This is a genomic window from Amycolatopsis japonica, assembly GCF_000732925.1.
In the GTDB taxonomy this organism is placed as follows: Bacteria; Actinomycetota; Actinomycetes; order Mycobacteriales; family Pseudonocardiaceae; genus Amycolatopsis; species Amycolatopsis japonica.
Genome location: NZ_CP008953.1, coordinates 3,693,779 through 3,712,005, shown reverse-complemented (window position 1 = coordinate 3,712,005; position 18,227 = coordinate 3,693,779). Strand labels below are relative to the sequence as shown.

The 18,227-nt window shown below is 68.1% G+C and carries 20 protein-coding genes; 12 read left to right on the top strand and 8 right to left on the bottom strand.

Features of this window, described 5'->3' with window-relative positions:
- The first annotated feature begins 8 nt into the window (after positions 1-8).
- From AJAP_RS17360 to AJAP_RS17335, 6 genes are read left to right on the top strand one after another with little or no spacing between them, the layout of a single operon-like run.
- Positions 9-1,217: a cytochrome P450 gene (locus AJAP_RS17360; protein WP_038512899.1), complete on the top strand. Its 1,209-nt coding sequence runs from the start codon at positions 9-11 to the stop codon at positions 1,215-1,217.
- 5 nt (positions 1,218-1,222) lie between these two features.
- On the top strand, positions 1,223-1,897 hold the full coding sequence (locus AJAP_RS17355; RefSeq protein ID WP_038523281.1) for a TetR/AcrR family transcriptional regulator: 675 nt from the start codon (positions 1,223-1,225) through the stop codon (positions 1,895-1,897).
- Entirely contained in the window at positions 1,894-2,088 is a 195-nt protein-coding gene (locus tag AJAP_RS17350) for a ferredoxin (protein ID WP_038512896.1), read from the top strand. Before AJAP_RS17355 ends, AJAP_RS17350 begins: the two co-directional genes overlap by 4 nt.
- Positions 2,085-3,254 (top strand): NAD(P)/FAD-dependent oxidoreductase, encoded by a 1,170-nt coding sequence (locus AJAP_RS17345; protein ID WP_148311524.1) that lies wholly within the window; start codon positions 2,085-2,087, stop codon positions 3,252-3,254. The genes AJAP_RS17350 and AJAP_RS17345 overlap by 4 nt, the downstream gene beginning before the upstream one ends.
- Positions 3,251-4,441, top strand: a complete 1,191-nt coding sequence (locus AJAP_RS17340; RefSeq protein WP_038512893.1) for a cytochrome P450 — start codon at positions 3,251-3,253, stop codon at positions 4,439-4,441. Before AJAP_RS17345 ends, AJAP_RS17340 begins: the two co-directional genes overlap by 4 nt.
- Positions 4,442-4,443: 2 nt before the next feature.
- Positions 4,444-4,665: a hypothetical protein gene (locus AJAP_RS17335; protein ID WP_038512890.1), complete on the top strand. Its 222-nt coding sequence runs from the start codon at positions 4,444-4,446 to the stop codon at positions 4,663-4,665.
- Here AJAP_RS17335 and AJAP_RS17330 read toward each other — a convergent pair.
- Positions 4,652-5,836 (bottom strand): MFS transporter, encoded by a 1,185-nt coding sequence (locus AJAP_RS17330; RefSeq protein WP_038512888.1) that lies wholly within the window; start codon positions 5,834-5,836, stop codon positions 4,652-4,654. The genes AJAP_RS17335 and AJAP_RS17330 overlap by 14 nt on opposite strands.
- Before the next feature lie 66 nt (positions 5,837-5,902).
- Between AJAP_RS17330 and AJAP_RS17325 the strand changes: the two genes are divergently transcribed.
- Positions 5,903-6,883, top strand: coding sequence for an ArsR/SmtB family transcription factor (locus AJAP_RS17325; protein ID WP_228694968.1), 981 nt, complete (start codon positions 5,903-5,905; stop codon positions 6,881-6,883).
- Between the two features lie 303 nt (positions 6,884-7,186).
- Here the strand turns inward: AJAP_RS17325 and AJAP_RS17320 are convergent, their stop codons facing one another.
- Complete coding sequence (locus AJAP_RS17320) at positions 7,187-7,489, bottom strand: DUF1905 domain-containing protein (protein WP_038512886.1); 303 nt, start codon at positions 7,487-7,489, stop codon at positions 7,187-7,189.
- 69 nt (positions 7,490-7,558) lie between these two features.
- Between AJAP_RS17320 and AJAP_RS17315 the strand changes: the two genes are divergently transcribed.
- Positions 7,559-8,140, top strand: a complete 582-nt coding sequence (locus AJAP_RS17315) for an AAA family ATPase (protein WP_038512884.1) — start codon at positions 7,559-7,561, stop codon at positions 8,138-8,140.
- Here the strand turns inward: AJAP_RS17315 and AJAP_RS17310 are convergent.
- Genes AJAP_RS17310 through AJAP_RS17295 form a run of 4 tightly spaced genes read right to left on the bottom strand, consistent with a single transcriptional unit; the run spans position 8,114 to position 11,544 of the window.
- Positions 8,114-8,740, bottom strand: a complete 627-nt coding sequence (locus tag AJAP_RS17310; protein ID WP_037338600.1) for a TetR family transcriptional regulator — start codon at positions 8,738-8,740, stop codon at positions 8,114-8,116. The genes AJAP_RS17315 and AJAP_RS17310 overlap by 27 nt on opposite strands.
- A 1-nt stretch (position 8,741) precedes the next feature.
- Complete coding sequence (locus AJAP_RS17305) at positions 8,742-9,950, bottom strand: NAD(P)/FAD-dependent oxidoreductase (protein WP_038512880.1); 1,209 nt, start codon at positions 9,948-9,950, stop codon at positions 8,742-8,744.
- A gap of 2 nt (positions 9,951-9,952) precedes the next feature.
- On the bottom strand, positions 9,953-10,147 hold the full coding sequence (locus AJAP_RS17300; protein WP_037338602.1) for a ferredoxin: 195 nt from the start codon (positions 10,145-10,147) through the stop codon (positions 9,953-9,955).
- The gene (locus AJAP_RS17295) at positions 10,144-11,544 is read right to left on the bottom strand and encodes a fatty acid desaturase (RefSeq protein ID WP_038512877.1); all 1,401 of its coding nucleotides are present in this window, start codon (positions 11,542-11,544) and stop codon (positions 10,144-10,146) included. The genes AJAP_RS17300 and AJAP_RS17295 overlap by 4 nt, the downstream gene beginning before the upstream one ends.
- Positions 11,545-11,736: 192 nt before the next feature.
- Between AJAP_RS17295 and AJAP_RS17290 the strand changes: the two genes are divergently transcribed.
- The 3 genes from AJAP_RS17290 to AJAP_RS17280 are packed head-to-tail and all read left to right on the top strand — an operon-like array spanning position 11,737 to position 14,108.
- Positions 11,737-12,747, top strand: a complete 1,011-nt coding sequence (locus AJAP_RS17290; protein WP_038512875.1) for an SdiA-regulated/phytase-like domain-containing protein — start codon at positions 11,737-11,739, stop codon at positions 12,745-12,747.
- Between the two features lie 12 nt (positions 12,748-12,759).
- Positions 12,760-13,656: a hypothetical protein gene (locus tag AJAP_RS17285; RefSeq protein WP_038512873.1), complete on the top strand. Its 897-nt coding sequence runs from the start codon at positions 12,760-12,762 to the stop codon at positions 13,654-13,656.
- Positions 13,653-14,108 carry an ester cyclase gene (locus AJAP_RS17280; protein WP_038512871.1) on the top strand — a complete coding sequence of 152 codons (456 nt, stop codon included), beginning with the start codon at positions 13,653-13,655 and terminating at the stop codon, positions 14,106-14,108. The genes AJAP_RS17285 and AJAP_RS17280 overlap by 4 nt, the downstream gene beginning before the upstream one ends.
- Before the next feature lie 55 nt (positions 14,109-14,163).
- Here the strand turns inward: AJAP_RS17280 and katG are convergent, their stop codons facing one another.
- Positions 14,164-16,398 (bottom strand): catalase/peroxidase HPI, encoded by a 2,235-nt coding sequence (katG, locus tag AJAP_RS17275; protein ID WP_038512868.1) that lies wholly within the window; start codon positions 16,396-16,398, stop codon positions 14,164-14,166.
- Between the two features lie 32 nt (positions 16,399-16,430).
- Entirely contained in the window at positions 16,431-16,862 is a 432-nt protein-coding gene (locus tag AJAP_RS17270; protein ID WP_038523273.1) for a Fur family transcriptional regulator, read from the bottom strand.
- A gap of 618 nt (positions 16,863-17,480) precedes the next feature.
- On the opposite strand from AJAP_RS17270, the gene cmk reads away from it, so the two are divergent.
- Entirely contained in the window at positions 17,481-18,155 is a 675-nt protein-coding gene (cmk, locus tag AJAP_RS17265; RefSeq protein WP_038512865.1) for a (d)CMP kinase, read from the top strand.
- The last annotated feature ends 72 nt before the right edge of the window (positions 18,156-18,227 follow it).

The following is an 18,227-nucleotide window of genomic DNA, read 5'->3' as shown; positions in this document are numbered from 1 at the left end:
AGCCTTCGATGACGGAGCGTCTGCCGAGCTTCCCGTTTCCGACCGAGGCGGCCCTGGCACCGCCCGCCGAATGGGCCGAGTTCCGCGCTAAGTGCCCGGTCGCCAAGGTCACCCTCGCGAGTGGCGACGAGGCGACGCTGATCACCCGCTACGCGGACGTCAAAAGCGTCCTTTCCGACCCCCGGTTCACCCGGCCGACTCCCGCGGACAAGGCGGCGCGGGTCGCGGACACCGAATCGGGCGGGGTCTTCAACAGCGAGATGGCGGGCGTGATCCCGCAGCACGGCGAGGCGCATCTGAAATGGCGCCGGATGCTCGGGAAGTGGTTCACCGCCAAGCGGATGAACGCGCTGAGGCCCCGGATGGAGGCGATGGCCGTCCAGCTGATCGACGAAATGGTCGCGAAGGGCGAGCCCGCGGACCTCAAGGCGAGCCTGGCGTTTCCGCTCCCCGTATGGGTCATCTGCGACATGCTCGGCGTCCCGGACACCGACCGGGAACGCTTCGCCCACTGGTCCGACGTCATGCTCAGCATGACCCGCTACACGCAGGCCGAATTCGACGTCGCGCAGGCGGAATTCGGCCGGTACATGGGCGGGCACATCGCGGCGAAGCGAGCCGAGCCCGGCGAGGACATCCTCAGCGCGCTCATCACCGACACCGATGTCGACGGGGAGCGCTGGTCCGACGCGCTGCTCGTCGCGACCGGCATCGGGTTGCTCATCGCCGGGCACGAGACCACCGCGAACATGATCGCGAAGATGGTGGCGATGCTGCTGGAGGACCGGAGCCGCTGGGAAGCGCTGCTCGCGGACCGGTCGCTGATCCGCACCGCCGTCGAGGAATCCCTGCGCATGGACGCCAACGCGGGCATCGGCATGTCCCGCTACCTCACCGAAGATTTCGAGGTCGGCGGCACGACCTTGCCGGCGGGCACCACCGCGATGTGCAGCATGGCCGCGGCGAACCGGGACGAGAGCGCGTTCGAAGCCGCCGCCGACATGGCGCTCGACCGGAGCCCGAACCCGCATCTGGCGTTCGGTGCCGGCGCGCACGCGTGCCTGGGGCAGCCGCTCGCCAGGACCGAACTCCAGGTCGTCCTCGGTGTCCTGCTGGACAAACTGCCCACGCTGGAACTCGCCGTCGAGGCGGCGGACCTGCGCAAGGTCGAAGGGCTCGCCGTCGGCGGACTGCGGGAACTGCCCGTGCGATGGTGATGCCCATGACGAGTGAGATCACCGGTGCCCGCGCCGAACGGGCGCACGCGACGCGGGAACTGATCCTGACCGCGGCGGAGCGGCTGTTCGCCGAACACGGCGTGTTCGCGGTGTCCAACCGCCAGGTCAGCGAAGCGGCGGGACAGGGCAACAACACCGCGGTCGGCTACCACTTCGGCACCAAGGCCGATCTGGTGCGCGCGATCGCCCGGCGGCATTCGGGGCCGATCGAGGAGATCCGCCGCCGGATGCTCGCCGACGTCGGCGACGGCACGGATCTGCGGGAATGGATCGGCTGCCTGGTCACCCCCGTGGCCGAGCATCTGGCCACGCTCGGGAGTCCCACCTGGTTCGCGCGATTCGGCGCGCAGGTGATGACCGACCCCGCGCTCCGCCCGATCATGGTCGAGGAATCGCTGACCTCGCCGTCGCTGGTGCGGATCGTCGAAGGACTCCACCGCTGTCTGCCCGATCTACCGGCCGACGTCCGCGCCGAACGCGGCGACATGGCCCGCCAGCTGCTGGTCCACATGGTCGCCGAACGCGAACGCGCACTCGCCGAGGGCACCCCCACTCCCCGGTCCACCTGGCAGGACGCCGCGACCGGGCTCATCGACGCACTCGCCGGGATCTGGCTCGCACCGGTCACTCCCGGCCCGGACGAAGGAAAAGGACCATGAAGATCACCGTCGACCAGGACAAATGCTGCGGCGCCGGAACCTGCGTGCTGCTCGCCCCCGACGTCTTCGACCAGCGGGAGGAGGACGGCATCGTGCTCCTGCTCCAGGAAACGCCCGGCCCGGACACGCACGACATCGTCCGCGAAGCCGCCGACGTCTGTCCCGGCGCCGCCATCACGGTGAGCGAGTGACCCTGCTCGTGGTCGGCGCCTCCGTCGCCGGCCTCGCCACCGTCGAGGCCTTGCGCCGCAAGGGCTATACGGACCGGATCACGGTGCTGGGCGCCGAGCCGCATCTCCCCTACGACCGGCCCCCACTGTCCAAACAGGTCCTTTCCGGACAGTGGGAACCCGCTCGAACCCAGCTTCGCACCGTCGAACGCTTGTCCACATTGGACGCCGATTTCCTGCTCGGCGACGCGGCCGTCGCGCTCGACGTCCGGGAGCGGACCGTCCGCACGGCCTCGGGGCGCGAACTGACCGCCGACGAGATCGTGCTCGCCACGGGACTGCGACCGCGCACTTTCCCCGGCCAGAGCGATCTCAGCGGTGTTCACGTTCTCCGCACCCTCGATGACGCGCTGGCCTTGCGGGCGGACCTGCTGTCCTGTTCACGGGCGGTCGTCGTCGGCGACGGCGTCCTCGGTACCGAGATCGCCGCCTGCGTCGCGGGGATGGACGTCCCGGTCACCCTGGCGGGTCCCCAGCCGGCGCCCCTGGCCGCGCAATTCGGCCCGGCCGTCTCCGGTCTGCTGGCGGAGCTGCATACCTCCCGCGGCGTGACCCTGCGCCTCGGCGCGGCGGTCACCGGGCTGGATTCGCGTGATGGGCACGTCACCGGCGTACGACTGGAAACCGGCGACGTACTCCCCGCGGACGTCGTCGTGGTGGCGTTCGGCGCCGCACCGGCGACGGACTGGCTCGAAGGCAGCGGGCTGGCACTGGCGAACGGCGTCGTCTGCGATTCCCGATGCCGTGCGGCGGAAGGGATCTACGCCGTGGGCGACGTGGCCCGCTGGCATCACGAAGCGCTCGACGTGACCTTGCGGCTGGAGAACCGGACCAACGCCACCGAGCAGGCGGCCCACGTGGCGACGGTCATCCTCGGCGAAGACCGGCCCTACCTGCCGATCCCCTACTTCTGGACCGACCAGTTCGACACCAAGATCCACGTCCACGGCACCCTCTTCGCGGACGCGGAAGTATCCCTTGTGGAGGGATCTCCTGCCGAACGCCGGTTCGTCGCCGAATACCGGCGAAACGGCGTGGTGACCGGTGTCCTCGGCTGGAACATGCCCAAACAAGCCCGCCTGCGCCGCCCGGACCTCACCGGTGTTCTCGTTGGAGGAAAGCCTTGACCACCACACCGTCCTTTCCCGCCGCCAGGGCGGCGGGCTGCCCGTTCGACCCGCCACCCGTCATCCGGTCGCTGCAGGAGGAAACCCCGCTCGCGCGGGTCCGGTTGTGGGACGACAGCACGCCGTGGCTCGCGACCCGGTACGCCGACCAGCGGAAACTGCTCTCGGATCCCCGCGTCAGCGCCGACATCACCCGGCCCGGCTATCCGAGCCCGACACCACTGCGAGGTGGCTCCATCAGTTTCATCCTGATGGACGACCCCGAACACGCCCGGCTGCGCCGGATGGTGACCGCGCCCTTCACCATCAAACGCGTGGAGGCCATGCGGCCAGGCGTGCAGAAGATCGTGGACGACCTGATCGACGAGATGCTGGCCGGTCCGAATCCCGCAGACCTCGTGAAGGCGTTCGCGCTTCCCGTGCCCTCGCTGGTGATCTGCCAGTTGCTGGGTGTCCACTACGCGGATCACGAGTTCTTCCAGGACAACAGCAACGTCCTCATCAACCGTGAGACCGGCCCCGAGGCGAAGGCCGCCGCGGGTGCCGCGCTGGGCGAGTACCTCGACACGCTGATCGGCGAGAAACTCGAAAACCCCGGCAAAGACCTCCTGTCGGGTCTTACCGAACGCATCCGTGCGGGTGAGCTGACCCGGCAGGAGGCGGCGCAGATGGGCGTTCTCATGCTGATCGCCGGGCACGAGACGACGGCCAACATGATCGCGCTGGGCACGCTGGCGTTGCTCGAACACCCGGACCAGCTCGCCCTCCTCCGCGAGACCGACGACCCGAAGCTGATCGCCTCCGCCGTCGAAGAACTGCTGCGCTACCTGCACATCACGCACAACGGACGCCGCCGGGTCGCGCTTGAGGACATCGAGATCGCCGGCGAGGTCATCCGGGCGGGTGAAGGCATCATCCTGGCGAACGACATCGGCAACCGCGATCCCGACGTCTTCCCCGACCCCGACCGGCTCGACCTCCGCCGCGACTCCCGCCGTCACGTGGCTTTCGGTTTCGGCGTGCACCAGTGCCTCGGCCAGCCGCTCGCGCGCATGGAACTTCAGGTCGTCTACGGCACGCTGTACCGGCGTATCCCCACACTGCGGCTCGCGACCGACCTGTCGGAGATCGACTTCAAGCACGACGGTTCCGTCTATGGGGTGTACGCCTTGCCCGTAACCTGGTGACCATGAGCGCTGACCGGGACGCCATCGACGAACGGATCCAGGCCGCCGCCGAAAGCGGCGACCTGGCCGAACTCCGGCGGCTGGCCGACGGCGGCAGCAGCGACGCGGCGGACCAGCTGATCGAAACGGCGACCGAACTGGGCGCCCTGGACGAGCTGCGGCGGCTGGCCGCGGCGGGGAACCAGGACGCCGCGGATCAGCTGGCGGAGCTCACTGAGGAGTAGCGCCCCGCATCGCCGGGATGATCACCGGAAGCGCGGCCAAGAGCGCGAGGCCGCGCACGACGCCCGCGACGGGATAGGGAACGCGAAGCCCGAACCTGTGCGCGAGCAGCCCGCCGGTCAGCGCGCCGAGCGGCATCAGTCCCCAGCCGAGCAGCCGGTACACGCTGTTGACCCGGCCGAGCAGAGCCGACGGCACCTCCTGGTGCCGGACGCCGACGGTGACGACGTTCCAAATGGTCGTCACGAAACTGCTCACCGCCCAGAACCCGCCGAGTACGGCGACGTTCGGGCTGAACCCCATCCCGAGGAAGACGACGGCGTTCACGGCGAGCGAGACGAGCAGCGCGCGGAGGTCGCCGAGCCAGGCGACCAGCCGGGTGGTCACCAGCCCACCCACGACACCTCCGATCGCCGCACCGGCGAGCAGGAGACCGAACACCCCCGCGCCGAGATGCAGCACGTCGGTCACGAACAGGACGAGCGTCGCGTTCCCGAGCTGACCGCAGAAGGTGTTGATGCCCAACAGCACCGCAAGAGTGCGAAGCAAGCGGTGCCTCATCAGCCACCGGACGCCATCGAGGACCTTCGCGCTTTCCGCCTGGCCACCTCGTCTGGGCAGCTTCGCCAGCAGTACCGCGGCGAGGACGAACGACGCGGCGTCGACGGCGAACGGCAACGTCCAGGCGAGGGCGAAGAAGAGACTCCCGAGAGGCGGGCCCAGGAACTGCCTGCCCACGATCATCGCCACCTGCTGTCTGCCGTTCGCTTGGTGCAGTAGGCCTTTCGGGACGAGATCCGGAACCGCCGTTTGCGCCGCGTTGTCATAGAAGACATCGCACGCCCCGAGCGCGAACGCGAGCAGGACGAGCACAGGCACGGTGACGGCTCCTGCCGCGACGAGCGCGGTGAGCACCCCGACGATCAGGGCTTGGAGTGTCTGCGTTCGCCACATGAGGGTCGTTAGGTCGACTTTGTCGACGACGGAGCCGGCGGTGAGCGACAGCAGAAGCCACGGCAGGTACGTCGCGGCGGAGACCAGGGCGACGTCTCTGGCGTCGTGGCTCACCGTCACCGCCAGCAGGGGCAGCGCCGCAGCGAAGACGCCGTTGCCGAGGCTGTCGATCCCGGTGGCCCACCAAAGCCGCCGGTAGGCGCGGGATAGGTCGGGCATGGTCGGATCGTGGCGGCGTCCGGTGTTCCGGAGACACCATTTAGCTCATGCCTACATACTCGGGCGATGCCGATGACCATCGAGCTGGGCGTCTCCGAACTGGCCGCGACCCGGTTCGCGATCTCGCCGCTGTCCGAGACCGTGGCCTGTCTGCAGCAACTTGCCGGGATCGACCGGAACACGGTCAATCTCTCTTGGCTTCGTTGGGCGCGCGAAGAACTCGGTCGCGAGCCACTCGACCTTTCGCGTACCTGGCCGTTGGTCGTGACCGGCAGACTCGGCTGGCCGGAGTTCCTCGTCCCCGCCCCACGAAACTCCGGGGATTCCCTCGAAAACGACCTCGACGCGCTGCAACGAACCCCTGAAGACCGGGTGAGGGCGAGCCTCGACCGGATCTTCGGCGAAAAACGTCCTCCCGCCATCGCGGCCTTCGCCGATGATCCGGTGTCCGGTCTGCGGGACGTCGCCGAGGAACTTCGGGTCGCCCACGCCCGCCTTGTCGCCCCGCATTGGCCACGGATCCGGGCGGTCCTGGACGCCGATGTCGGCTATCACGCCCGGGCTTTGACCGCGGGTGGGGCCGAGCGGTTGTTCGCGGATCTGCATCCGGATCTCCGCTGGCACGACGACCGGGTGATCCTGGCCGGCGAGCGGTGGCGCGATCAGCATCGTGTCGTCACGCGAGGGCTGGGAGGTCTCGTGCTGATACCGGTCGTCCTCGGGTCACCGTATGTCCTGGTCAAGGAGAACTCCTCGACCCAGACCACGATCCGCTATCCGGCGCGGGGAACCGGCACCCTGTGGGCTGCCGGGACACGCTCAGCCCGGTCCAGCTCCGTACGGCTACTGGGCCGGACGCGAGCCACCCTCCTGACCGCGTTGTCCTCCCCCGCGACCACGACCGACCTCGCGCGTGCTTTGGGCGTGACACCGAGCGCCGTCTCCCAGCACCTCAAGGTCCTGCGGGACAGCGGACTCGTCACGCGTGAACGCTCCGGCCGCGGCGTCCTCTACCTGACGACGCCGCTCGGTGAACGCCTCCTCTGACGGTCAGAGGTCCAAGGTCCCCGGTAAAGCCGCCATCCGCTGGTCAAGCGGTGACGGAGGGGCTCGTCCCAGCGGCCTCGCGCCCTCGCGACTGTCCATAGGGGACAATTCCGAGGCGATCGTGCCCGATGTGAGCGTTTTGCGAGTGGGTCGTGAGTGTTTTGCGTCGTTCTAACGACCAAATAGTGTCCTTTGTGGACAATGGCCGGTCAAGCCTCCTGACATCTGCCCCGTTCGGAGATCCAGTCCGAATCGTCAGGAGTGGCCTTGACCAGCGCTTGTGCGAATTTGCCGGCGCCCTGGTCAGAGATCGATCAGCTCGACGGTCACTTTCGCCCTATCACCTTCCTCGATCCCTTCGGCCTTGCGAACCGCTTTCTTGACCGGCAACACGTAGGCACCCTGTTTGGAGTCCGGGAAGATCGACGTCTTCCATTTGCTGCCGCCGATACCGACCTGGACCCGGACCGCTCCGAACCCGCGGCGCGGCCCGTCGGCGATCTCACGGATCTCCTCGGAGATGTCCTGGGGCAGGCTGACGAAGGTCCAGGTCTCCCCACGGCGGGCGTCCCAGACCCAGAGCTCGGCATCGAACACGACGATCATCGGTGGAGCGTCGCACACGGCACCGACAATTCCCCGCGCCTCGACTCGTGAGCCCGCTACCGTGGCCACGTGGACTTCGTCGTGCTCTTCGGACCACCCGCCGTCGGCAAGATGACCGTCGGCGAGGAGTTGTGCAAGCTCACCGGGTTCAAGCTGTTCCACAACCACATGACCGTCGAGCCGGTGCTCGGCATCTTCCCGTTCGGCTCGCCGCCGTTCGGCAGGCTCGTCAACGAGTTCCGCCGCCGTGTCATCGAGGAGGCGGCCGACGCCGCGCTGCCCGGCCTCGTCTTCACCTACGTGTGGGGTCTCGATCTCCCCGAGGACACCGACCTCATCGCCTCGTACGTCGACATCGTCCGGTCGCGCGGCGGCAGGCCGCGGTTCGTCGAGCTGTACGCGGATCTCGACGAACGCCTCGAGCGGAACACCACCGAGCTCCGCCTCGACCGCAAGCCCAGCAAGCGCGACCTCGACTTCTCCCGCGCCAATCTGCTCGAACTCGACCGCGACTACGTCATGAACACCGACGACACGCGGCGCACCCACGCCCAGGACCTGATCGAGCGGCACGATCACGTGCGCATCGACAACACCCGGTCGACCCCGGCGGAGACCGCGGCCCTAATTCTCCGAGAGATGCCGCAATGAGCGGGTCGTCGTCGCGCCGAGCACACGCGAAGCCATCCACGCCAGGGCGTCGGCCGTGCGTGCCGGGGTGTCCGACGGCTGCATGATGTGACTCAGCACGGTCCGGACCACGACGTCGATCGCCACGTCCAGCTGCGCGGCGTCCAGTGGCGGCCCGTAGGCGCGGACACGGCCGCGCAACATGACGGTCGCTTCGCTCAGCAGGCTCCCGGCCCGCACCGTCAGCAACGGCAGCAGTTCGGTGTCGGCGCCGTGCGTGGCCGAGACGATGGCACGCAGCAGGAGATTGTCGTCGGCGAGTTCGAGGACGCCGCGGACGGCGTCGTGGATCGCCTCGACGAGGTCTTCGGGGTGCCGCTCGAAGGCATCCCGGACCACCGAAAGGAACCGGGCGAGTTCGTGCGAGATCATCGCTTCGGCGAGCTGGGTCTTCGAGCCGAGTTCGTTGTAGACGGTCTGGCGGCTGACGCCGACGATCTCCGCGAGTTTGCTCATCGTCACCGAGGACCAGCCGGAACGCACGGTCAGCTCGATCGCCGACGCGACGATCGGTTGACGGTACGGACCTCCCGTAACCGGTGCCTCACTCATGATCGTCATTCTAAGCCGCCATTCTCGCAGCGAACGCCAGCGCCTCAGGCCACGGCGCCCGCCCGGCGATGTGCCGACGGTACTTCATGATCTCCCGCGGCCGGTCGACGGTCAGCGCCCCGACGATCCGGTCCCCGCGCCGGTACAGCGCGGTGAAACCACCGGACTCCGGGACGGCGGCCACCACCTCGTCCGCACGCGGGGTGCCGACGAACTGGATCCGATGGTCGTACCAGTCCGACCAGAAGTACGGCACCGGCGACAACGCCTTCGCCGCCTCCGGGGCGAGCGCGTGACGAGCGGCCGCGGCACCCTGCTCCGCGGCGTTCGTCCAGTGCTCCAGCCGCATCGACTCGCCGTCGAACAACGGATTCGCCGCATGTGCGACATCCCCGGCGGCGTACACGCCGGGCACTCCGGTCGCGAGCGTGGCGTCGCACACCACGCCGCCATCGCGCTCGTGCAGCGGTACCCCGCTTCCGGCCAGCCAGCCGGTGGCCGGGACGACGCCGATGCCGGCGACCACCAGTTCAGCGGGCAGCACTTCGCCGGTCGAGAGCCGCACGCCGGTCACCGCGCCGCCGTCGGACTCCAGGCCGGTGACCGTGGTGGACAACCGCAGTTCCGTACCCGCCTCCCGGTGCAGCGAGGCGCACACCGCGCCGGCCTCGGCGCCGACGGACCGGACGAGCGGGACGTCGAGCGTCTCGACGATCGTCGACGGCAGCCCGCGCTTCCGAGCAGCGGCCGCGACCTCCGAGCCGATGAAGCCCGCGCCGATCACTACTGTCCGTGCCCCGGCGTCGAGCGCCGCACGGACCGCCAGCGCGTCCTCCGCGGTCCTCAACGTGTGGACTCCGGCGATCCCCTCGCTCCCGGGCAGCCGCCGCGCGGTGGCGCCAGTCGCGATCACCAACGCTTCGTAGGGAACCGTCGTCCCCGCCACCGAGACCTCGCGGGCGGCGGTGTCGAGCCCGTCCGCGGGCGCGCCGAGCATCAGCTCGACACCGAACTCGTCGCGCAACGCGTCCTCGCCGTGGAACGGCTCGACCTCGCCGGATCCTTCCGCGTCGAGGAACGCCTTCGACAGCGGCAGCCGGTCGTACGGCGGGTGGTCTTCCGCGCCGATCAGCACGATCCGCCCTCGGTATCCGTCCCGGCGCGCCGCCTCCACCGCGCGCAAGCCGGCCAGCGACGCGCCCACGACGACCAGTGCCATGATCAGTCCCGCAGCTTCAGGGCGAGGACCGGGCAGGCGTCGACGGCGGCCGACAGGTCCTGGCGGTGTTCCTCACCGGGCTGTTCGTCGAGCACCACGACAGTGCCGTCGTCGCCCACTTCGAAGAAGTCGGGTGCCATCGCCTCGCACATGCCCAGCCCGTCGCATTTCGCGCGGTCCGCCTCGATCTTCATCATGCTCCGACCCTTCCCGGTGCCACGAAATCGACCTTCTCCCGCACGCCGCAGTCCGGACAGCACCACGAATCCGGGATCGCCGACCACGGGGTCCCGGCGGGGAAACCCTCCCGCGGGTCGCCGAGTTTCTCGTCGTACACATAGCCGCAGCCAGGGCACATCCCGCCTTCGGTCGCGTCGCCGTGCGTGTCGGCGGCGTGCCGCGACGGCGCGGTGACGCGCGTTCCGTACCGCGCCAGCACCTTGGCCCGCTTCGACGGCTGGATGTTGGCGCGGGAGATGTCGCCGTCGAAATGCGCGAGCACCCGCGGATCCATCACGCGCCGCCAGACCGGCGGCACCAGCGCCAGCACGATCATCCCGGCGTAGCCCGTCGGGAGCACCGGCGATTCCGCGAAATCGCGCAGTGTCTGGTAGCGGCGGGTCGGGTTGGCGTGGTGATCGCTGTGCCGTTGCAGGTGGTAGAGCAGCACGTTGGTGGCGATGTTGTTGGAGTTCCAGCTGTGGCTGGGGTCCACGCGTTCGTACCGCCGGCGGTTCGGCGGGCCGACCATCTGCCGGCGCATGCCGTAGTGCTCCATGTAGTTCACGACCTCCAGCAGCGAGAACCCGACCACCGCCTGGATCACCAGGTACGGCAGGATCCCCGGCCCCAGCCACACGGCCATCGCCGCCCACAGCACCGCCGACATCAGCCAGGCGTTGAGCACGTCGTTGCCGATCCGGAACGGATGCCGGTCGCGCCGGGCGTAGCGCTTGCGCTCCAGCCCCCACGCGGACTTCAGCGAACCGAACACGGTGCGTGGCCAGAACCGGTAGAAACTCTCCCCCACCCTGCTGCTGGCCGGGTCCTCGGGAGTGGCCACCCGGACGTGGTGGCCACGGTTGTGCTCGATGTAGAAGTGGCCGTAGAAGCTCTGCGCCAGCGCGATCTTCGAAAGCCAGCGCTCGTGGCTCTCCTTCTTGTGCCCGAGTTCGTGCGCGGTGTTGATGCCGATCCCGCCGATGCAGCCGATCGAGATCGCCAGGCCGATCTTGTCCGCGACGGACAGGTCACCGCGGGCGATCAGCCAGAACGCGACGATGAAGCCCGCGTACTGGATGGGAAGGAAAGCGAAGGTGATCCAGCGGTAGTAGCGATCCCGCTCCAGCCGTTCGATCACGTCGTCGGGCGGATTGCTGCGGTCCAGCCCGGCCACCAGGTCGATCAGCGGCACGATCACCAGGATCACGATCGGCCCGATCCAGAACCACACCCCCCAGCCGGTGGCCGCGTGCAGGCCGATGGCCAGGAACGCGAGCGAAGGCACCACCAGGCCGATCAGCCACAGATATCGCTTGCCGTCGGTCCAGCGTTCGGTCGAGCCCGCCGGGATCGTGCCCGTCATCTCGCTCATCGCACCCTCCTCCATTGGCTGGGTTTACAAAACCATAGGTGATGTACACCCCGTTTGACAAGAGGCCACCTTTTGTAAACCCAGCGTTGCTTCATTTCGTGAGAATCTGGCGATATCTTGTATTCGTAAGGAAACTTACTTAACTTGTGACGACACGCCGCGACCCACTTCGTCCGCCCCGAAGGAGCGCGAATGCCCCGATCATCACGCCGGATCCGACCCGCCGCCGTGGCCACCGTCGCCGCGGCACTGCTGGTCCTGCCCGCCGCCACCGCGACCGCGTCCACGACGGCGAACAGCCCGTGGCCGGGCGGATCGGCCGTCACGAACGCCGACGGGACGAACGTCCTCGGCGGCAACATGAGCGGCCTGTCGTTCGGCGGCCCGGACGTCCTCTGGGCGGTCAAGAACGGCCCCGGCACGCTGTACCGCCTCGTGCGCAACGGCTCGAAATGGCAGCCGGACACCGCCAACGGCTGGTCGTCGGGCAAGCAGTTGCGCTACCGCAGCGGCAAGGGCGACCCGGACGCCGAAGCCGTCGTGGCCACCCCGGACGGCGTGGTCGCGGCCACCGAACGCGACGGCGACAACAGCAAGACGAGCGCGCTCAAGGTGCTCCGGTACGACGTCTCCGGCACGGCCAAGACCCTCAGCGCCAAGGCCGAATGGGATCTGACGGCGGACCTGCCGAAGGTGTCGGCCAACGACGGTCTCGAAGCCGTCTCGTGGATCCCGGACAGCGCCCTCACCGCCAAGGGGTTCGTCGACCAGCGCACGAAGGCGCCGTACAACCCGGGCAGCTACCCCGGCCACGGGACCGGCCTCTACCTGGTCGGCCTCGAGAGCAACGGGATGATCTACGCCTACGCGCTCGACCAGGCCGGCGGCAAGTACACCCGCGTCGCGAGCTTCGCGAGCGGGCTCGACTCGATCATGGAACTCGAGTACGAGGCTTCCACCGGCAAGCTGTGGGCGGTCTGCGACGACAACTGCGGCGGCGACTCGGCGACGCTCGCCGTCGACGGGCAGGGCGCGTTCGCCGTCACGGCCACGTACGACCGGCCGAGCGGAATGCCGGACTACAACAACGAAGGTTTCGCGATTTCGGCCACGTGTGCCTCCGGAACCAAGCAGGTGGTCTGGGCCGACGACGGGAACGAAAGCGGCCACGCGCTCCGCGCCGGCACCCTCTCCTGCGGCTGAGTGGGGCGCGATATGAAACTCGCCTCCCTCGCGATTCTGCCTGCCCTGGTCTTTCCCCTGCTCCTGCCGTCCGCCGCGCTCGCGGCCGACGGCTGGGAATCCATCGGCACCGGTATGACCTCCGGCGCCAGCGGGATCGCCGTCCTCGACCGGGACGACGACCGGATCGACGCTCTTGTTCTGCGGGACAACAAGAAACCCGGCCAGAACCGGGTGGTCCGGGTCCGGCTCGATCGCGGCAAAGTGTCCAAGGTGGACTCGATCGACTGGCCGGGCGAGCTCCCGGTCGACCTGGAAGCGGCCGAAGCGGTGCCGGGAAAGACCGGTGAGTTCATCGCTTTGGCCAGCGACGGCAAGGGCTTCCACTTCAAACTGAAGGACCGGAACCTGAAAGTGCTCGGCACTTTCCAGGTACCGAAAGGCGATCCGGAAGACAATTACGAGGGTTTCGCGCTGAAGAAGGTGAACGACCGCTTGTTCGCGGTCTGGGCGGATCGCGGTCAGGACACCCGGCCCGCCACGCTCTACTCCGCGGAGTTCTCGGTCTCGAAGCTGTCCTTCAAGAAGCCGAAGTCCATCCCGTTCCGGGTCCCGTACCCGGCCGCGGACGTCCGGCACACGTCGGACGTCGAGATCACCGCGGACGACCGCGTCCTGGTCTCGGCCGCCTCCGACCCGGGTGACGAGGGACCGTTCGATTCGGCCGTCTACGCGGCGGGCGTGCTCCGCGCCGACGGTTCGATCGCGCTCTCCCCCGCTCCGGTGCGGATCGGCGACTTCCCCGGCCACAAGATCGAGGCCATGACCTGCCTTTCGCGCTCGTGCGGCAGCCTGCTTTACGGCACCGACGACGAGGCGGCGGGCGGTAGGCTCCGGATCGCGACCAGGAACGACCCGGAGGACCAGTGATCAGCGAAGACCTGCGCGAGCGCCGCCACAAGATCATCGAAGAGCACATGGACACCGAGGTGGCCCACGAGTTCGACCGAACGCTGAGCACCTTCAACGGTCATCCGCACTACGAGATCATGGCGACCGGGCAGATCTTCGACGGCGACGATGAGGTCATGGCGTACTACCGCATGACCCGGACGGCCTTTCCGGATCAGCGGCACGACAACGTCCGGTACCACTTCGCCGACGAGTCGGTCATCGTCGAGTTCGACCTGCTCGGCACCAACCTCGGCGAGTTCTACGGCCGCCCGCCGACCGGCAAGGCGTTCCGGGTGCCGATCATCGCGGTGTTCTTCTTCGACGAGGACCGGATCACCAACGAGCGCATCTACTTCGACGCCGCCAGCCTGATCACCCAGGCCGGGCACGCCGAACTGCTGACCCTGCTGGCGTCCGGCGACGTCTAGAAAAGAGTCCGGGCCCGCCGCGGAAGCGGCGGGCCCGGACTCTTTCAGACCTTGATCACGCCACGTCGTAGCGGTCGAGGTTCATGACCTTGTCCCACGCCGCCACGAAGTCGCGGACGAACTTCTCCTTGGCGTCGTCGCTGGCGTAGACCTCAGCCACCGCGCGAAGCTCGGAGTTCGACCCGAACACAAGGTCGGCCCGGGTGCCGGTCCACTTGACCTCGCCGGTCGCCGGGTCGCGGCCTTCGAAGACCTCCGCGTCGGCGGACGTGGCCGTCCACTGCACGCCCATGTCGAGCAGGTTCGCGAAGAAGTCGTTGGTCAGCGCCCCCGGCTTCTCGGTGAACACGCCGTGCTGGGACTGCTGGGCGTTGGCGCCGAGGACACGCAGACCGCCGACGAGGACGGTCATCTCGGGCGCGCTCAGGTTCAGCAGGTTCGCGCGGTCGATGAGCAGGTACTCCGTCGGGAGACGGTGGCCCTTGCCCCGGTAGTTGCGGAACCCGTCCACGGTCGGCTCCAGCGGCGCGAACGACTCGACGTCGGTCTGCTCCGCCGTCGCGTCGGTGCGGCCCGGCGTGAACGGCACGGTGACCTCGTGCCCGGCGTCCTTGGCGGCCTGCTCGACGGCGGCGACGCCACCCAGCACGATCAGGTCGGCGAGCGAGACCTTCTTGCCGCCGGTCTGGGCGCCGTTGAACGCCTCCTGGACCCCTTCGAGGGTCCGCAGCACTTGCGACAGCGTCTGCGGGTCGTTGACCTCCCAGTCACGCTGCGGCTCGAGGCGGATGCGGGCACCGTTCGCGCCACCGCGCTTGTCGCTGCCACGGAAGGTCGAAGCCGACGCCCACGCGGTGGACACCAGCTGCGAGACCGACAGGCCCGAAGCGAGCAGCTTCTCCTTGAGGGAGGCGATGTCCGCGTCGTCGATCAGCTCGTGGTCGAGGGCGGGCACCGGGTCCTGCCAGATCAGCGTCTCCTGCGGCACCAGCGGGCCGAGGTAGCGCTGGATCGGGCCCATGTCGCGGTGGGTCAGCTTGAACCAGGCGCGGGCGAAGGCGTCCGCGAACTGGTCCGGGTTCTCGTAGAACCGGCGTGAGATCTGCTCGTAGACCGGGTCGAAACGCAGCGCCAGGTCGGTGGTGAGCATGCCGGGCGCGCGGTTGAGCTTGCCGTCCTCGGGGTCCGGCACGGTGTTCTTCGCCTTGCCGTCCTTCGGCGTCCACTGGTGGGCGCCCGCCGGGCTCTTGGTCAGCTCCCACTCGTACTCGAAGAGGTTGTGGAAGAACCAGTTGCTCCACTGGGTCGGGGTCGGCGTCCAGGTGACCTCCAGGCCACTGGTGATCGCGTCGCGTCCCTTGCCACTGCCGAAGCTGTTCTTCCAGCCGAGGCCCTGCTCCTCGATGGAAGCGCCCTCGGGCTCGGCCCCGACGTACTTGTCCGGGTCGGCCGCGCCGTGGGTCTTGCCGAAGCTGTGGCCGCCGGCGATCAGCGCGACGGTCTCCTCGTCGTTCATCGCCATCCGGCCGAAGGTCTCGCGGATGTCGCGGGCCGCGGCCAGCGGGTCCGGGTTGCCGTTCGGGCCTTCCGGGTTCACGTAGATGAGACCCATCTGCACGGCGGCCAGCGGACCCTCGAGCTGGCGGTCACCGCTGTAGCGCTCGTCGCCGAGCCAGGTGCGCTCAGGACCCCAGTACACGTCCTCGTCCGGCTCCCAGACGTCGGCGCGACCACCGGCGAAACCGAAGGTCTTGAAGCCCATGGTCTCCAGCGCGCGGTTGCCGGTGAAGATCATCAGGTCGGCCCACGAGATCTTGCGGCCGTACTTCTTCTTGACCGGCCAGAGCAGGCGGCGGGCCTTGTCGAGGTTGCCGTTGTCCGGCCAGCTGTTGAGCGGGGCGAAGCGCTGCATGCCCGCGCCCGCGCCACCGCGGCCGTCCTCGATCCGGTAGGTGCCGGCGCTGTGCCACGCCATGCGGATCATGAAGCCGCCGTAGTGGCCGAAGTCCGCGGGCCACCAGTCCTGCGAAGTCGTGAGGACGGCGTCGACGTCCTTGGCGAGTTCACCGAGGTCGAGGGTCTTGAACTCGGCGGCGTAGTCGAACCCGGCGTCCATGGGGTCCGAAGCGGCGGAGTGCTTCCGGAGGATCTTCAGGTTGAGCTGGTTCGGCCACCAGTCACGGTTGCCCGCGCCTTCGGTGGGGTGGTTGCGGCGGCCCGACGAGACGGGGCAGCCGCCCGCGCTCTCTTCGTTCATTTCGCCGATGACGGCGTCCGGGCTGTCAGACACGGGAATCCTTCCGGGAATCAGAACTGCAGGGCTCAGGAACGGGGTTCGATCGCACAGTCGGGACACAGGCCCCAGTAGATGACCTCGGCCTCTTCGATCAGGAAGCCTTGGTCGTTCGACGCGGTCAAACAGGGTGCGGGGCCGACGGCGCAGTCGACGTCGGCGATGGCGCCGCAGGATCGGCACACGACGTGATGGTGGTTGTCCCCGACCCGGGACTCGTAGCGTGCCACGGACCCCGACGGCTGGATCCGCCGTACGAGACCCGCGGCGGTCAGTGCCCGCAACACGTCGTAAATGGCCTGGTGAGAGACCTCGCCGAGCTCCGTACGCACGGCACCGATGATCGAGTCGGTGTCGGCATGAGGATGGTCGCGTACCGCTGTCAGCACGGCCACCCTGGGACGCGTCACGCGCAGGGAGGCCCCGCGCAGCATCCGCTCGAACTCCGGGGTCGTGGGCACGGCCGCAGTCTGGCCCATTTTCTGGAATGAATCAAGTTCGCAGGATCCCGGGCGTGTCACCCCTCGCGTGCTCGCCCACCGCACACGCGTGTCCCGGGCCGGACCTCGCGTGCTCGGAGCCGGAACTCGCGTGATCCGGGACGGATCTCACTCCGGCGCGAGTTCGGGAAGGGCGGTCACCGTTGACGACGTCGGCTCCGTGACTTTCGTTACGGATTCTCGTCAAGAATTTCGCCCTTCGTCAACAATCGGATGAAAACGCGCTGTGAAGAGCCGCGCGATAACCACCTGCCCACCCAAAGGTGCGAAATTCGGATGAAACTTGCACACACGAAAGGGAATCTCCACCGCCACAGCAGGTTTTCCGCGTACTCCAAACACAAACCGGTGCCCCCGCGATACCCTGGACGAGTGAGAGGCCGCGCCGGAGCGTTGCCGAAGCGGCCGCGCTCACGTCCCTCCGAGTGACGCAATCCCTTGCCAGCGCATGATTCTCGAAGTCTCCGCAGCTACAGGGCCACTCGCACGGCCGTCCACGGCACGCTTCCCCCGTGGTAGCGTCTGCGCCCTGTTCCCCACAGTCCGGCTCCACTCATCGTTCACCAGCAAGGGAAAACCATGCCCGAACAAGGTCTCGGCACCGTCGTGGCGGTGGACGGCCCGGCGGCGGCGGGCAAGACCACCACCTGTCTGGCACTGTCGAAATCGTTCGATCTACGCTACCTCGAAAGCGGCAGGACTTACCGCATTATCGCTTTCGAGGCCCTGCAACGTGATATTCCTGTCGAAAACGCCACGAAAGTCACCGGACTCTGCGACGAATTGATCACGGCGAGCCGATCCGTGAGCCTGCTGACCTCCGACCGTTACGCCCAGGACAAACTGCGCGCGGCCCGGGTCAACGTCGCCGTTTCGACCGTCGCCAAGATCGCGGAGGTCCGCCAGCGGGTCACCAGCCTCATCAGGCTTTGGGCCGGCGCGCAGCCACGATGCGTCATCGAAGGCCGGGACATCGGCACCACCATCTTTCCCGCCGCGACCGTGAAGTTCTACCTGACCGCCAAGCCCGAAGTGCGGGCGATGCGGCGAGTACGGCAAGAGCGGGCGGCATCCTACGAACACGTTCTCGACGACGTGGTCCGCCGCGACGAGGCCGATATGTCCCGGACGACGTCGCCGTTGGTCCCCGCCGAGGACGCCATCAGAATCGACACCACCGAGCTCACCGTCGAGCAGGTACTACGGCTGATGACCTCGGCGTGTCGCGACAGAGGCTTAGAGATCAACCGTTAGTGCGAGTACGCTTCTGCTTTGTCTGCGACGAAGCTAAGTTGACCATGGGTATGACTTCAAGTGATCGATCAA

What these genes read in the sequence shown, in the direction of transcription:
- AJAP_RS17360 (WP_038512899.1), top strand. Translation starts at nt 9, where the DNA reads ATGACGGAGCGTCTGCCGAGCTTCCCGTTTCCGACCGAGGCGGCCCTG.
- AJAP_RS17355 (WP_038523281.1), top strand. Translation starts at nt 1,223, where the DNA reads ATGACGAGTGAGATCACCGGTGCCCGCGCCGAACGGGCGCACGCGACG.
- AJAP_RS17350 (WP_038512896.1), top strand. Translation starts at nt 1,894, where the DNA reads ATGAAGATCACCGTCGACCAGGACAAATGCTGCGGCGCCGGAACCTGC.
- AJAP_RS17335 (WP_038512890.1), top strand. Translation starts at nt 4,444, where the DNA reads ATGAGCGCTGACCGGGACGCCATCGACGAACGGATCCAGGCCGCCGCC.
- AJAP_RS17330 (WP_038512888.1), bottom strand. Translation starts at nt 5,836, where the DNA reads ATGCCCGACCTATCCCGCGCCTACCGGCGGCTTTGGTGGGCCACCGGG.
- AJAP_RS17325 (WP_228694968.1), top strand. Translation starts at nt 5,903, where the DNA reads ATGCCGATGACCATCGAGCTGGGCGTCTCCGAACTGGCCGCGACCCGG.
- AJAP_RS17320 (WP_038512886.1), bottom strand. Translation starts at nt 7,489, where the DNA reads ATGATCGTCGTGTTCGATGCCGAGCTCTGGGTCTGGGACGCCCGCCGT.
- AJAP_RS17310 (WP_037338600.1), bottom strand. Translation starts at nt 8,740, where the DNA reads ATGACGATCATGAGTGAGGCACCGGTTACGGGAGGTCCGTACCGTCAA.
- AJAP_RS17305 (WP_038512880.1), bottom strand. Translation starts at nt 9,950, where the DNA reads ATGGCACTGGTCGTCGTGGGCGCGTCGCTGGCCGGCTTGCGCGCGGTG.
- AJAP_RS17300 (WP_037338602.1), bottom strand. Translation starts at nt 10,147, where the DNA reads ATGATGAAGATCGAGGCGGACCGCGCGAAATGCGACGGGCTGGGCATG.
- AJAP_RS17295 (WP_038512877.1), bottom strand. Translation starts at nt 11,544, where the DNA reads ATGAGCGAGATGACGGGCACGATCCCGGCGGGCTCGACCGAACGCTGG.
- AJAP_RS17290 (WP_038512875.1), top strand. Translation starts at nt 11,737, where the DNA reads ATGCCCCGATCATCACGCCGGATCCGACCCGCCGCCGTGGCCACCGTC.
- AJAP_RS17285 (WP_038512873.1), top strand. Translation starts at nt 12,760, where the DNA reads ATGAAACTCGCCTCCCTCGCGATTCTGCCTGCCCTGGTCTTTCCCCTG.
- cmk (WP_038512865.1), top strand. Translation starts at nt 17,481, where the DNA reads ATGCCCGAACAAGGTCTCGGCACCGTCGTGGCGGTGGACGGCCCGGCG.